The sequence below is a fragment of the Pedobacter ginsenosidimutans genome, assembly GCF_001442625.1.
Lineage (GTDB): Bacteria > Bacteroidota > Bacteroidia > Sphingobacteriales > Sphingobacteriaceae > Pedobacter > Pedobacter ginsenosidimutans.
In genome coordinates this window covers 410933-425182 of record NZ_LMZQ01000005.1, presented here as the reverse complement: position 1 = coordinate 425182, position 14250 = coordinate 410933, and the positions used below count along the sequence as shown (strand labels likewise).

At 38.8% G+C, this 14250-nt stretch carries 9 protein-coding genes and 1 tRNA gene; 6 read left to right on the top strand and 4 right to left on the bottom strand.

The features are described 5' to 3' along the window. Positions 1 to 6: 6 nt before the first annotated feature. From ASU31_RS10250 to ASU31_RS10235, 4 genes are all read right to left on the bottom strand, one after another. Positions 7 to 507, bottom strand: a complete 501-nt coding sequence (locus ASU31_RS10250; protein WP_057932216.1) for a GNAT family N-acetyltransferase — start codon at positions 505 to 507, stop codon at positions 7 to 9. A 292-nt stretch (positions 508 to 799) separates the two neighbouring features. After that, complete coding sequence (locus tag ASU31_RS10245) at positions 800 to 1105, bottom strand: hypothetical protein (RefSeq protein WP_057932215.1); 306 nt, start codon at positions 1103 to 1105, stop codon at positions 800 to 802. Between the two features lie 61 nt (positions 1106 to 1166). Further along, entirely contained in the window at positions 1167 to 1865 is a 699-nt protein-coding gene (locus ASU31_RS10240; RefSeq protein ID WP_057932214.1) for a DUF2310 family Zn-ribbon-containing protein, read from the bottom strand. A 64-nt stretch (positions 1866 to 1929) separates the two neighbouring features. Next, positions 1930 to 2373, bottom strand: a complete 444-nt coding sequence (locus ASU31_RS10235) for a DUF3805 domain-containing protein (protein WP_057932213.1) — start codon at positions 2371 to 2373, stop codon at positions 1930 to 1932. A gap of 141 nt (positions 2374 to 2514) precedes the next feature. Here ASU31_RS10235 and ASU31_RS10230 point away from each other — a divergent pair. The 6 genes from ASU31_RS10230 (at position 2515) to ASU31_RS10200 (ending at position 14247) form a co-directional block, all read left to right on the top strand. Beyond that, a tRNA-Lys gene (locus ASU31_RS10230) sits at positions 2515 to 2587 on the top strand. Positions 2588 to 2632: 45 nt separating this feature from the next. After that, entirely contained in the window at positions 2633 to 3454 is an 822-nt protein-coding gene (locus ASU31_RS10225) for a class I SAM-dependent methyltransferase (RefSeq protein WP_057932212.1), read from the top strand. A gap of 314 nt (positions 3455 to 3768) precedes the next feature. Continuing rightward, entirely contained in the window at positions 3769 to 5850 is a 2082-nt protein-coding gene (locus ASU31_RS10220; RefSeq protein WP_057932211.1) for an FUSC family protein, read from the top strand. Between the two features lie 914 nt (positions 5851 to 6764). Continuing rightward, positions 6765 to 7424, top strand: coding sequence for a GDSL-type esterase/lipase family protein (locus ASU31_RS10210; RefSeq protein ID WP_057932209.1), 660 nt, complete (start codon positions 6765 to 6767; stop codon positions 7422 to 7424). Between the two features lie 501 nt (positions 7425 to 7925). Next, positions 7926 to 10844, top strand: a complete 2919-nt coding sequence (locus ASU31_RS10205) for a ligand-binding sensor domain-containing protein (RefSeq protein WP_057932208.1) — start codon at positions 7926 to 7928, stop codon at positions 10842 to 10844. A 259-nt stretch (positions 10845 to 11103) separates the two neighbouring features. Beyond that, a complete protein-coding gene (locus ASU31_RS10200) occupies positions 11104 to 14247 on the top strand; it encodes a SusC/RagA family TonB-linked outer membrane protein (protein WP_057932207.1) in 3144 nt (1047 codons plus the stop codon). Positions 14248 to 14250: the final 3 nt, after the last annotated feature.

Here is a 14250-nt window from a genome sequence, read left to right as displayed (position 1 = left end):
TGGCGATTAATTGAATAAAAGATCGTAGCGGAATTCTCTAAGAGGCTTATCAAAGCTATTGGATTTTTTTTCTTCAGTTAATTGAAATCCATACTTCGTATATAAAGATACAGCAGTAAGTTGTTCTTCTGTAGTCCATAAAAAAGCATGTTTTATTTCCTTTTCCTTCATGAAAGTAATGAACTGTTGCACAAGATGTTTGCCTAGGCCCAGTCCACGATATTCCGGAAGAAAAATAAAGTATCGGAACTGTAATGCTTCGTTGCGGCGATGCGCAATAAGGCAACCTACTATCTTATCGTTGTGTTCGCATATCCAAATCCTATCTTTTTCCTGGTCGTATTCCTTAGCAAAATCTTTCAGGCCATCGAGCACATATCCTTCAAAACTGAGGCCATAACCACATTCTTTAGCATATAAGCGCCCATGGATATAGGCGATATATCCTAAGTCTCCCGGATTCAGTGTTGTTCTGATCTTGATGTCTGCAAATGAAATTGGTGTCATAATTTATATTTTATGTGTTACATAGTTGATCTTATCAACTATTGCAAAATAACCAAATATAGTTGAAATAATCAACTATATTTGGTTATTTAACATAGGATATTCTTTGTTTTCATTTTCATCCATTACTGGCGCAAGTCTTAGCGTTCAAGGTAGTGGGGGTGATGACTTGTGCATTTACCGTACACAACTCATTAAGATTTTTAGTGAGATTAGTGTATCAATTTATTAAAAGCATATTCAGGCCTTGCTTAGGCTAAGGCGCAAAGACTTGCGCGAGATAGGAGTTTTTTTATTTAAGTAAATTAATGATGTCGTCAAATTTTTGGTTAAGTAGAAGTTGGTAAAGATCAATTACTTCTTGCCACGAATTTAGTTTTGCATTTATGGGCTCCCGTTCTTCGAAAATAATGGTGAGCGTTAAGTCTTTATCGACTTCGATCACATTCTCATCATTTTTAATAACACTTACCCAAATTGCTCCGTGCTCATCATCCATTTCTTTTAGCTCTTCAATTGCTATTTTAACATCTTCGATGTTTATATTGTAAACTCCGTCCGACCAGGCTCTCTGTAAATGATTTTCAATTTGATCCATCTTTTTTCTATAGCTTATTTTCTTTTGTTCTTCATTCGAAGCATGCGTGCTGGTTTTTTTGTTAAATGTTTGGCGATATTGTTGATATTATTTTACACTCGTCACATTTAAAATCATACTGATTGTTTAGTTGTGTTTTTAAATTCCATTTCTTATTGCAACCCGGACAAGGCCTTGTCAGCTGATCTTCTTTATATTTCTTGTAATTATGTAAATAATAAAAAGTTGGGATTGAAGTCAGTTCTTCGATTTTTCTGCAAATTTCAAGTCCTTGTTTGGATAGTTGGGATTTAATTTCTTGCATCTGATTTAGCGCCCAACGTTCTCCAATTTCACAATTCATTTGCAACCTGTCGCAGGAAATATAATTCGTTTCCCAGCGTAAAATTGGCATATAGCCGTGATCGTAATAAATTGGTAATCTATAAAGTGGTACTGATTTGTTACAAGCCCCACAAGTCAACGGAGATTCAATGGTGATATAATTTGTAATCAGAATATAGAAGTGAGACTTTTTACATTTGCAAGGAGATTTGTAACTGTCATACGACTTGCCGATAGTTTTATATCTCAGTCTGGAATTACAGAGATCTTCAATTTTTTTTGTTTGCCTATTTACATAGAAGTTGTTAAATTTTCTGTCAAGAGAATTTTTCTCCAGAGTGAAAGGTAAACAAGACATTAGTATACCAAATTCATCGATGAGTTCATCTTTATCCAATTTAGTCTTTATATCAATTGATATTTCTTGAATGTACATGCTGTCTTTGTCTTGATGCTAATGAGTTGCCAAAGTGGTAAATAAATAAAGTCAATCAATCGTTCTAGATGATTTTGATACTGGCGATCATATTTTGAACCGACGTTAGTTCCCTTGCATTAATCGGCATTGCTTCCTGTTTCTTATCAATTGAGAATGTGCAGATAAATATATCATTTTGTTTTCCCGTCATCCAATAATAAATAACTTGGTGATCTCCCTCTTGCTCGAATTCTTTCTTGTAATGCGCGCAGTCATACTCACCTAAGATAATTTTCTGGGCATCTGTATTTTCCAAAACCTCAGTAGTAATATATTCACTAGCTTTATCCACAATGGGGTCAGTTACATTTGGCCATTGGAAGGCCGTAATCCTAAAATTACCGGTCCAAGATTCCTCTGCCTCATTCCAGAAGGCATAAGTAGAATCATCCGCATCATCATATTCTGTCCAACCATTGGCTAGTGTGAAGCTAAACCAACCACCCCTAGAAATATAATTATTCATAGTGTTTTTTATCCTATTTTTTTAAAAGCCAAATTAAGTAAAAGACGTAACATAACTGCAGCTTCCGTACGATCACATTGGTATAAATAACTTTGGTTAATTTTTCTAATATCACCATCAAATCCTATATTTAATCCACCAGACTTCTTAGCTCAGTTGGTAGAGCAACAGACTCTTAATCTGTGGGTCCAGGGTTCGAACCCCTGAGGGGTCACAATATCACTTATTGTATTTGAACGAATCATAAAATCAATCGTTTATGAACGATACTTTGACAAAAGATCCTTCGGCTGATTTGCCGGGAGATACTGCTACTCGTTACGAACAGTTTTTCGGCCCATTATTCTTTGAACCCTATGCTATAGAAGTTGCAAAACGAATTCACTCCATCCCGGTTTCTGTGGTGCTCGAAATTGCGGCAGGGACAGGCCGTGTTACCCGTCATATTCGGGAGCATATTCCATACTCAGCAAAGCTAATCGCTTCAGATATTAGTGAGGAGATGCTGGCCGTAGCCAAAAAGACATTGGGCCAACTGGATATTGACTGGCGAAATATTGATGCCCAGCAACTTCCTTTTAGCGATAATAGTATAGATTTAGTTGTTTGTTGCTTTGGGTATATGTTTGTTCCTGATAAAGCGAAAGCATTTGCAGAGGCTTATCGGGTTTTAAAACCGGGTGGCCTGTTTTTATTTACAACCTGGGATAAGCTGGAGAATAATGCGGCGTCTTATTCTGCCAGGTCTATTGCAATGAAATATTTAGAACAGCCCTTGCCCGAATCGCATAATCTTGCAACCTCGATGAATAATGAAGCGCTTATAACACCATTACTAAAGGATGCCGGCTTTGCAAAAATATCAATTGAAAAAGTAAAACTTTTTTCCGTAAGTCCAACCGCAAAAGAAGCTGCATGCGGTCTGGTAGAGTGGGGGCCTGTTTATGAGGAGATCAAAAAACATAATCCTTCCTGTATAGACGAGATAAAAATTAAGGTGGAAAAAGAACTTGCTGAAAAATTCGGGGCTGCTCCCATGATCGCTCCAATAAGTGCTGTATTCAGTCAGGCGTGGAAATAATAAGACACAGCATAATTTCTTCTCTCCGTAGTGTTCAGCGCAGCGTCACTACGGAGTAACATATAAGATTAAGTTATGAACACGCAATTACTCTTCTAAATCCTAAAGAACAGATCGGTACCTTCCTCTCCGTAGTGTTCAGCGCAGCGTCACTACGGAGAAACACATAAGATTAAGTTATGAACACGCAATTACGCTTCTAAATCCTAAAGAACAGATCGGTATCTGGTTTTGTGTAGCTATTTGTTATGCATGCATTATAAATCTGTTATCTTTGCAGCTTTTATCAATTATCAGCATTCATTAACATATTCATGGGCAAAAACAGTATCGGCTCTACCATTTCGTATTTCTTTTTAGGCGAGTACTTTTCTGATGCCCTGCGCACCACCATTACTGTGGTATTGCCCATTATGTTGTTCTTTTACCTGGGCAATCCTGAAGCAGCAAAAGGAATAGGGGTTGGTGCTTTATTGATCAGCCTGACCGATTTGCCAGATAACCGACTGAACAAACTGAAAACGGCGCTATCAAGCATTATCGTCTTTTTTGCCACTACCTTGGTGGTTTCATCAGTTTTAGATCATGTTTACCTCACTGCGGTGATTGTTGTAATTGCCGCTTTCATCTTTTCGATGTTTGCCGTATATGGGCAGAAACTCTCCCTGATTGGTACCATGGCACTGATTGTGTGTACTTTTGTGATGGGGCTTCACCCGGAGCGACCGCTGTATTTTAGCAGTTATATCCTGCTTGGCGGGATTTGGTATTATATCATCAGTTTAATCCAGATTTTAATCCGCCCTTACCGTTCGCTTCACCACGCCATTTTCGAATGCCTGATGAGCAGCGCAGTATTTTTGAATGCCAAGGCGAAGAATTACGATGTGGATGTTCCGCTCGATCTGCAACAAAAAGAAGCCATAAAACTGCACATTAAGGTTAACCAGAAACATGAGCTGATCAGGAATCTGCTGCTTACCGATAAATACGCCATGAACCCCGATAACCCTAAAGGTCAATTGCTATTGGAAAGGGCGCGGTTACTGATCGATTTGTATGAGCAGTTGAATGCCGTACATTACGATTATGTTTTGGTACGCAAAACGCTGGCAAAAGGCCCGAGCCTGAAACTGATTGCCACCTTGATTGGATTACTGGCCAAAGAGCTTGAACAATTGGGTAGGCACGTTCGATCGGCAAAGGCTTATAAGGGAGAATTGGCCACCAATATCGAATATTACCAGAAACGGGTAATGCTGTTGCAGGAAATGGAGCGTTTAAACGAAACCCAGCGTAGAATTGTATTGAAAGTGGTTTCGAACATGAACGATATTGTGCGCATTATCGAAATGATCAGGGGTAACGAGCGCAGGCCTGAAAAAGACTTACAAGAACTGAGCGGATCTATTTCTTATCCCTTATTTGTTACCGGCGATCGCTTTTCGATCAGGGAACACCTTACCTTAAAATCGCCGATCTTTAGGTTTTCGCTGCGGCTGGCCATCTGTTTTCTGTTTGGTTTCTTGCTCATCTGGCAGTTGGAACCGAGTAAATACAGTTACTGGCTTTTTCTTACCCTGGTAATTGTGGCGCGGCCCAAATTTTCGATTACCTGGAAACGGAACTTACAGCGGTTAAAAGGAAGCCTTGGCGGGGTTGTAATCGGATTGATCATCATTTATTTTGTAAAGAGCCCAACGTTGCTGCTTTCTTTTTCAGTGATTTTTCTATTGGGTTTTTATGCCTTTAACCGCTTAAACTATACCGTAAGTGTATTGTTTATTACCCCTGCGGTAATTTTAACATTGGGCAGTTACCAAGGGCATTTCGATCATATTGTACACGACAGGATTATATTTACGGTGCTGGGTTGTGTAATTGCCATTTTTGCCACTTATCTTTTCCCAATTTGGGACAGCCACCAGTTGAAAGAGAAAATAAGCAAAGCCACAAAAGACAGTTTGCACTATTTGCAGATGGCGATAGAAAGGAAGGAAAACCTGGACGAGAATATCTCACGCATGGCCCGGAAAAATGCCAACCTGAGTTTATCGGCATTAAGCGAAGCGATTGAGTCGGCCAGCCAGGAGCCGATGCGGAAACATATCGATTTTAACGGTTTGTATGGCGTACAATCGACCATTTACCAGATCAATGCGATTATTACTTCTATATACCTTTCGCTTAACCATAAACCCGAACAGGCCGACCCGTTGTTGGTTAGCCAGATTGTAAGTAACCTCAGTACTGGAGCGGTGCTAAAAAGTGATGCTGTGCCCAATGTTAATATAATAGATGCTGATCATGATGACCATTCTACAAGGCAAAAACTGGCACATATTGCGGCTTTATCGTTGGAATTTAATAGATTCAGCGCTGGTTTCAGAGGTTAACAGATAGTTTTATTTGAATTTTTGGAAATGAAAGGGCAGTGGGGCTTGGCGGATTGTAGCCCTGCTTTCCATTACAAGTCCTCTTCACGTGTATGTGTCTGTCAATAATAGAAAAGAGTCTGTGACTCGTTTTAATTGAGTTTATAAACTCAATTTTATTCTTGTATCCATAGAGACGCTATGCTTAACTCTACGGACAGAGCGGTTTCAAGGGCTAAATTTATTGTTTGTCAGTCTGAGCGGAGTCGAAGACCCTGTTAATGGTCAACTTTGATTGTATTTGTGTCTGTCAGTAGCGTTCCGAAGGGCTCTACGGATCAATATATAGAAAAGAGGCTGTGACTCGTTTTAACTGAGTTTATAAACTCAATTTTATTCATGTACCCATAGAGACGCTATGCTTAACTCTACGGACAGAGCGGGTATCTATCATAAAAGATCCTTCGACTACGCTCAGGATGACAGATTCTAAAAAATTGGCATCAGCGGGAAACTCATTTATACTAATCATGGCAAATTATTCGTTAATAACCTTCAACAGGCTTAGCTTGATAGGTGATGCCTGCAAAGAGAATTTTTTAACAATTTTATTAAAAAGCTTCATTCCAGGGGTTGTTAAGCATTCTTCTTTAAAATTAAATGGATTGATTGTTAGTATTTTACTATTCTTTTAGTTAATTATTGTTAATTATTTAGAATAGTTCTAAATAAAGATCTATATTTGTTTATCATTATATTTGGTTAGTTGATGATAACAAGACCTGTTTGCCTGCATTACTCAATGCAGGCGAATCAGGCACTACTCTACAGAAAACTTCAATCTATTCCTTTTACATACAGTAATAAATTTGATTGAATTGATTGTAAAAAATAGGATATTGGTATATTGTGAGCCTTTAAACATCCTTATTCGCATGAAAAGATCATTTTTAAGCTTCCTTTTGATTTCTTTTTTAACTGTAACTGCTTTTGCCCAAAAGAAACCTAATTTTTGGGATGATGTACAAACCATTAAAAAGTACGATCAAATGTACAAACCACCCGTTCATCCGGTGTTGTTTGTAGGAAGTTCATCCATCAGGAAGTGGGACGACTGTACACAGATTTTTGCTAAATACAATGCTTTAAACCGTGGGATAGGTGGTGCTGTAATAAACGATATTACCTATTATTTAAATGATGTTGTTTTTCCTTACCAGCCAAAACAGATTGTACTGTATGTGGGGGAGAACGATTTACCAAACGAAACGGTAACACCTGATACTGTTTTGAACCGTACCATGCGTTTGTACCAGGCCATTAGGGCAAAATTGCCTACGGTGCCCATTGTTTATATTTCTATTAAACCAAGCCCGAGCAGGGATAAATTTAAAGCAAAGGCAGTAGCTTCGAATGCATTGATCGCGAAATTTTTAGCCGGAGAGGCCAATACGAAATTCGTTAATATATATCCGCTGATGCTAACCAAAGACGGGCAACTTAGGCCAGAACTTTTTGTGGATGATATGTTGCACATGAACGCAGCTGGTTATGCCATCTGGCGAAAAGCGCTAGAACCGTATTTAATGAAATAATGATTTTTTACCAACTAAGAGATTCTGATCAAGATATTTTTCTCTAATTATTTTTACCATATAAGACATGTAAGAACAGATGGGCTTACATGTCCTTAAATTCTTATATGGTTAGAAACCCTTGACGCTTTTAATTTCATTGCACAGTCTCAGCAAACTAGCCCCGATCCGATAGCTATCGGATGAACGGAAAGCCCGCAGCGAGGACTTGAAGTAAAAGCGGGACTGAAGCAACTCTAAGCATTACAGGCAGGCCGCTCCAAAAAATAAGATCAAATTTTCTAACCAAACCTCAAGCAAATACCCACCTTAGGAGTCATTTTACCATATAAGAATACATAAGCTTTCATTTTTTCCATCTAAGGCACCTTGGTATGCCTAAGAAAATAAGCATTAGCTATTTTATGCTCAAAAATGATTTGTTCTGGTGGATGATGTAAGCAATGTTAACCGGAATTAAAATTATATATTTATTATTGCGGGCTAATCATCCCTAACCATATGTATAAACTTCTGCTTGCCGTTACTTTTCTCCTGATGGGCTATCATGCACCGGCCCAGGATCTTTTGGGCATTCCGCAGATTGTAAATTACAATAACGAACAGTACAACGCAGGGATGCAGAACTGGGATGTTAAGCAGGATAAAAACGGGATTCTTTATTTTGGGAACAATGAGGGGCTGCTTACTTTTAATGGTCGCTATTGGAATCTGTTTCGCTTACCTAATTATACTTCGGTACGCTCGATTGGGATCGACTCTAAAAACCGGATTTACGTAGGTGGACAGGATGAATTTGGTTTTTATTATCCCAATGAGAAAGGGATTTTAAAATATACTTCGCTTTTAGGCCTGCTGCCCGAAAAACTGCGGAAACTGGCCGATATATGGGACATCTCGATTATCCATGACGAAGTTTTTTTCAGATCGAACAATTCCATTCTGCATTATAAGGATGGGGTAATTAAAAACTATAAACCCAGTACCGCATGGCTATTTATGGGCATTGCCAATAATAAAGTGTTTGCCCAATCGGAAGAATCGGTTTTAATGGTTTACGAGCAGGAAATGTGGAAACCTTTTTGTGCTGATCCGGTTTTCAAGAAATCGTCTATTACAGCTATTTTACCTTATAATGGCGATACTTTGATGGTTTCTACCTTAAAAGGTGGTTTTTTTCTATTGATTAACCATCAGCTTAAGCCCTTAAAAACCAATCTTGATCATGTGTTTTTTAACGACCGGATTTATTTTGCCAATCAGATCAATCAAAATCTTTATGTAGTAGGTACCACCTCTGGCGGGGTATATATCATGAACAAAAGTGGAGAACTGATCCAGAAATACAATTATAGGGAAGGTTTGCAGAACAACAATGTAAGGGGCATTCTGCAGGATAGGGATAAGAACATGTGGCTGGCTTTAGACGATGGGATTGCCTATGTAGCCATAAACAGCGCCATTAAAAGCATTTTTCCTGACCGTACCAAGCAGATTACGAGTTATGCATTCAGGAAATTTAACCAATCGGTTTACATTGGTACATCGAACGGTTTGTATATGACCAAAGTTAATCCCGCTGCCAAAGATTTAAGTTATGCCACCTCAAATTTTGAGGAGGTGAAAAATACCAAAGGGCAGGTTTGGGGGCTTGATGAGATTAACAGCCAGCTGTTGCTGGCACATGAGGAGGGCACACTTTTGGTGCAGAACAATGTAGCTAAGCCGCTTTACTATTTACCCGGTACCTGGTTGTACCAAACTTTAGATCGGGTTTACCCAAGCAGCGAGGTTATTGCCGGTACCTATTGGGGCTTGCAGCGCTTAAATTATAAGGATGGCGTGTTTAACAATGGCGGAAGAATTGACGGCATAAATGAGCCGCTGCGGTTTATTGTGGCAGATAATAATAACCCCGATCATATCTGGGCATCGCACCCTTACCACGGCGTATATAAAATAGAATTGCAGCCCGATCATAAGCACGTACTGCGTACCACCATGTACACCGATCGTGATGGATTACCTTCTAAGTTGTACAATTATGTGTACCACATAAAAAACAGGGTGGTAATTGCAACTGTTGATGGTGTTTATGAATATGATAACATGAAGAAGAAATTTGTCCGACTAAAATTATTGGCCAATGCCATAAAGGGTATTTCGGTGCAGTATATGAAGGAGGATAACGACGGGAACATTTGGTTTGTAAGCAATAAAAAGGTAGGCGTAATCGATTTTAGCCGGCCATCGGGATCGAATCCTTTTAGTATTTTTTATCTGCCCGAATTAGATGGGAAAGTAGTAGGCGGCTTCGAATCTATTTACCCCTTAGATAGTAAGAACATATTTATTGGGGCAAATAAAGGAGCTTATCATATCAATTATGAAAAATACATCGAAAACATAACCAAACCAATTGTAGTACTGGGGCAGATTAAACTGCTTGGTAAAAAAGATAGTTTGGTTTTTGGTGGCTATTTTACAACCAAGGGTGTAATTTCTGCCAAACAGGATCAAAACGAGATACCAGAATACACTAATGATTTAAATTCAATGCATTTCGAATATTCCTCTACATTGTTCGAGCATGATAAAAACATTAAATTCAGTTATCAGCTGGTTGGTTTCGACAAGGAATGGTCGGCATGGGCTACAAAAAGCGAAAAGGATTATACCAATCTGCCTGCCGGTAAATATACTTTCAATATTAAAGCCAGAACAGACGTAGGTAACGAATCGGAAGTGGTAGCTTATACTTTTGTAGTGCTGCCAGCCTGGTACAATACCATATGGATGAGGATTTTTTACCTGATTCTGATTGTGCTGTTAATCAGGTTGATTATTAGGTGGCAGAAGCGAAAACACATTAAAGAGCAGGAGCGGATGAGTTACCTGCATCAGCTGGAGCTGGACAGGAATGAAAAGGAAATTGTTAGGCTGCAGAACGAAAAGTTAGAAGCCGATGTAAATTATAAGAACAAAGAACTTTCTACCATGACCATGCACCTGGTACAGCGGGGCAAAGTATTGGCCAAGATTAAAGAAGTGATATCGGCCGTAATTAAAAACCACGATATTAATGAGAGCTCGCCAAGTTTCAGGCACCTCATCAGGTTAATCAGGGATGTGGAAAAGAAAGACCAGGAACTGGATCATTTGAGCGTTCACTTTAATCATGTAAACACCGAATTTTTTAATAAGCTTAAAGACCTTTACCCTGATTTAAGTCAGAACGATTTAAAGTTTTGTGCCTATTTATCGATGAATCTTTCATCAAAAGAAATGGCACAGTTGATGAATGTAACCATTAAAGCCATCGAAGTGGGCCGATATCGTTTAAGAAAGAAGCTTCAGCTTAAGCCTGAGACTAATTTATATGAATTCCTGATCAACATTGCCCGCCAAAAAACACCTTAAACAGAGGTTTTTGTTACAATAGAAACATTTTTAGTTAAAATAACATAAGTGTCTGTAATTCAGTTTTGTTGTGTTTTCCTTGTAGGGCTTATGTAGGCCTAAAAATCTTCTTTTTCGGTTAATTGAGGGCTTCTGTATGGTTTGTGTAGTAGTGCAAAATTGTTCAATTGTACTGCACGGCTATAGATTTGATTTATGAAACGGGCTACCAAAAGCTCCGGTCATTAACTAACCAAATATTAACTTAAAACTAATTTCTATGAGAGGAAGATTTACATTCGTATTCTTCATGTACTGTATCATGGCATTTCCGCTGGCCTTATTGGCACAAGACATTCCGGTTACAGGAAAAGTAACAGAACAAAATGGTGCCCCTTTACCTGGCGTAACAGTTAAGCTTGATGGAACTACTAAAGCTGCATCTACTGATGCCAATGGTGTTTTTAGTATCCAGGCACCTGTTGGTGGTAAATTAACCATTAGTTTAATTGGTATGGCAACGCAAACGGTAACTGTTCCGGCAGGCGGCCGTATCAATGTTTCGCTTGCAGCTGATTCGAAAGATTTAACGGAAGTGGTTGTAGTGGGTTATGGTACACAGAAAAAAGCCCTTGTAACTGGGTCAATCTCCAGCGTAAAGGCAAAAGATCTGGAATCGATGCCTATTAACAGGGTAGAGCAAGCCTTACAAGGAAGAACATCTGGTTTAACTATTGCCAGTGGTAATGGGCAGCCAGGATCTGCTTCAACAGTGAGAGTGAGGGGCTTTACCTCTTTTGCATCTTCAGGTAATAACGATCCGCTTTGGGTTGTTGATGGTGTAATTGTAGATAATGGTGGCATTGGTTATCTAAATCAATCAGACATCGAATCTATTGAGGTTTTAAAAGATGCAGCTTCGCAGGCAATTTATGGTGCCCGAGCGGCAAACGGGGTAATTATTATCTCAACCAAGAAGGGTAAAGAAGGAAGGTTATCTATAAATTACAATGGATTTTACGGTACACAGTCACCGGCTAAAAAGCTAAAACTGCTAAATGCAAGTGAATATGCAACGATCAGAAATGAAGCATATTCAAATAGTTATAATGCAGCAACTGATGGCCCTTTAACACTTCCGTATTCAAATCCATCATCTTATGGAGAAGGCACTGATTGGCAATCGGTTGTTTTTAACGACGATGCCCGCAGACAGACCCACGAGTTTAGCGTTTCTGGCGGAACCAATAAATCTACCTTTTATACTTCTTTTGGTTATATAGATCAGGAAGGTATTGTAGCCACGCCGATTTCTAATTTCAATCGCGCTAATATTCGTATTAATTCTACATTTAAGCCTGCCAAGTGGATAAGCTTTGGCGAGAATTTAGGCTATAGCCATTCGGTTAACAGTTCTTTAGGTAATACCAATAGTGAGTTCGGTGGCCCTTTAAGTTCGGCAATCCATTTAGATCCAATTACCCCGGTTATTCAAACGGATCCAACTGCTATAGGGAAATCTCCTTATACCATTGCGAATATTATAAGAGATCCGGCAACAGGATTTCCTTATGGTATTTCTGGCCCTGTTGGTCAGGAAATGAGTAATCCGCTGGCTTATATTCAAACCAGATTGGGTAACTATGGTTGGGATCATAACATTGTTGGTAATGCTTTCTTAGAAATTGAACCCATTGAAAATTTAAAATTCAGATCATCGCTGGGAACAAAACTTGCTTTTTATGGCGCGGAGTCTTATACCCCGTTGTTCTGGTTAAGTCCTTCAAACACCAATACTAAGGCGAATTTCTACCGCGAGATGAATATGACATTAAATTATAACTGGGAAAATACCATTAGCTATTCAAAAAGCTTTGGTAAACATCATGCATATGCAATCTTTGGTCAAGGTTATTATATGGACAACAATAACCGTGGCTTAAACGTAAGGTTTAACAATATCATTGCGCAGAATTTTTATCAGAGTAATTTAAATTACAAACCTGCAACTGCCGATATTCAGGGTGATGGTAGTGATGCTACCTTGCATGTTGTTAACTCTTTATTTACCCGTGTAACTTATGATTATGATGAAAAATATCTATTTACAGGTATTATTCGCCGTGATGGTTCTTCACGCTTTGGTACAAACAACCGGTTTGGTTATTTCCCTTCAGCCTCAATTGGCTGGGTGCCTACAAAAGAGGCTTTCTGGAAAGAAAACAACATCGTTAATTTCTTAAAATTACGTGGTAGCTATGGAATTACAGGAAATGATGCCATTGGCGATTTCAGTTATGTGTCATTAGTGAATAGCGGACGTAACTATACTTTTGGCACTACAGATGTAAGTACTATTGGATGGAGTCCGGCTGCCTTGTCAAATCCTGATTTGAAATGGGAAGAAACCCACCAAACTGATATTGGTTTAGATGCTACCTTGTTTAAGGATTTTACACTTAGTGCTTCTTACTTCAAAAAGAAAACCATTGGTGTATTGCAAACACCTTCTATTCCACTTTATTTAGGTGCAGCTGGTGGTGCCGCAGAAAATGTTGGCGATATGCAGAACACCGGTATAGAATTCGAATTAGGTTACAGAAAAAAAATCGGCGAGCTTAATTTAGGTATTAATGCTAATATCTCAACTTTAAAAAATAAGGTAACCAAGTTATTGCCCGGAAGAGAGTTTATAGAGGATAATGCACAAAGTTTTCAGGGCATGGGTAACTTCACCCGTACCGCAATCGGGCGATCATTCAATGAGTTTTATGGGTATGATGCGGTTGGTATTTTCCAGTCGCAGGCAGAAATTAATGCCTACACAGGACCGGGTGGCACAGTGCTGCAACCTGCTGCAAAACCCGGGGATATTAAATTTGCCAACTTAGATGGAAATGAAACTATAAATGGTAGTGACCGTACTTATTTAGGTAGTCCGCTTCCAAAATATACATACGGTATTACCATTAATTTGGCATATAAAAACTTTGATTTTGTTGCCTTCGGAAACGGTGTAGGTGGAAATATGATCTTTCAGGGATTAAGACGTTTAGATGTAACCTATGGAAACTGGCAAAAATCAATTCTTGATAGGTGGACACCTACAAACCCGTCAACTACTGTTCCGCGTGTTGCAGATAAAGATCTTAACGGAAACTATACCAAGTTCTCTAAAAATTATTTGGAAAAAGGAGATTATTTCCGTTTAAAAACCCTTCAGGTAGGTTATAACCTTCCAGGTAATGTGATTAAAAAAATTGGCGCACAAAAAGTTCGGGTATATCTGATGAGTGAAAACCTTTGGACCATTACAAAGTATACCGGTTACGATCCCGAAATCGGTGGAACTGTATTGGGTATAGATCGGGGAATTTATCCGCAAGCCCGTTCGTTTATGGTAGGTTTAAATGTTGGATTCTAAAAA

What these genes read in the sequence shown, in the direction of transcription:
- ASU31_RS10250 (WP_057932216.1), bottom strand. Translation starts at nt 507, where the DNA reads ATGACACCAATTTCATTTGCAGACATCAAGATCAGAACAACACTGAAT.
- ASU31_RS10245 (WP_057932215.1), bottom strand. Translation starts at nt 1,105, where the DNA reads ATGGATCAAATTGAAAATCATTTACAGAGAGCCTGGTCGGACGGAGTT.
- ASU31_RS10240 (WP_057932214.1), bottom strand. Translation starts at nt 1,865, where the DNA reads ATGTACATTCAAGAAATATCAATTGATATAAAGACTAAATTGGATAAA.
- ASU31_RS10235 (WP_057932213.1), bottom strand. Translation starts at nt 2,373, where the DNA reads ATGAATAATTATATTTCTAGGGGTGGTTGGTTTAGCTTCACACTAGCC.
- ASU31_RS10225 (WP_057932212.1), top strand. Translation starts at nt 2,633, where the DNA reads ATGAACGATACTTTGACAAAAGATCCTTCGGCTGATTTGCCGGGAGAT.
- ASU31_RS10220 (WP_057932211.1), top strand. Translation starts at nt 3,769, where the DNA reads ATGGGCAAAAACAGTATCGGCTCTACCATTTCGTATTTCTTTTTAGGC.
- ASU31_RS10210 (WP_057932209.1), top strand. Translation starts at nt 6,765, where the DNA reads ATGAAAAGATCATTTTTAAGCTTCCTTTTGATTTCTTTTTTAACTGTA.
- ASU31_RS10205 (WP_057932208.1), top strand. Translation starts at nt 7,926, where the DNA reads ATGTATAAACTTCTGCTTGCCGTTACTTTTCTCCTGATGGGCTATCAT.
- ASU31_RS10200 (WP_057932207.1), top strand. Translation starts at nt 11,104, where the DNA reads ATGAGAGGAAGATTTACATTCGTATTCTTCATGTACTGTATCATGGCA.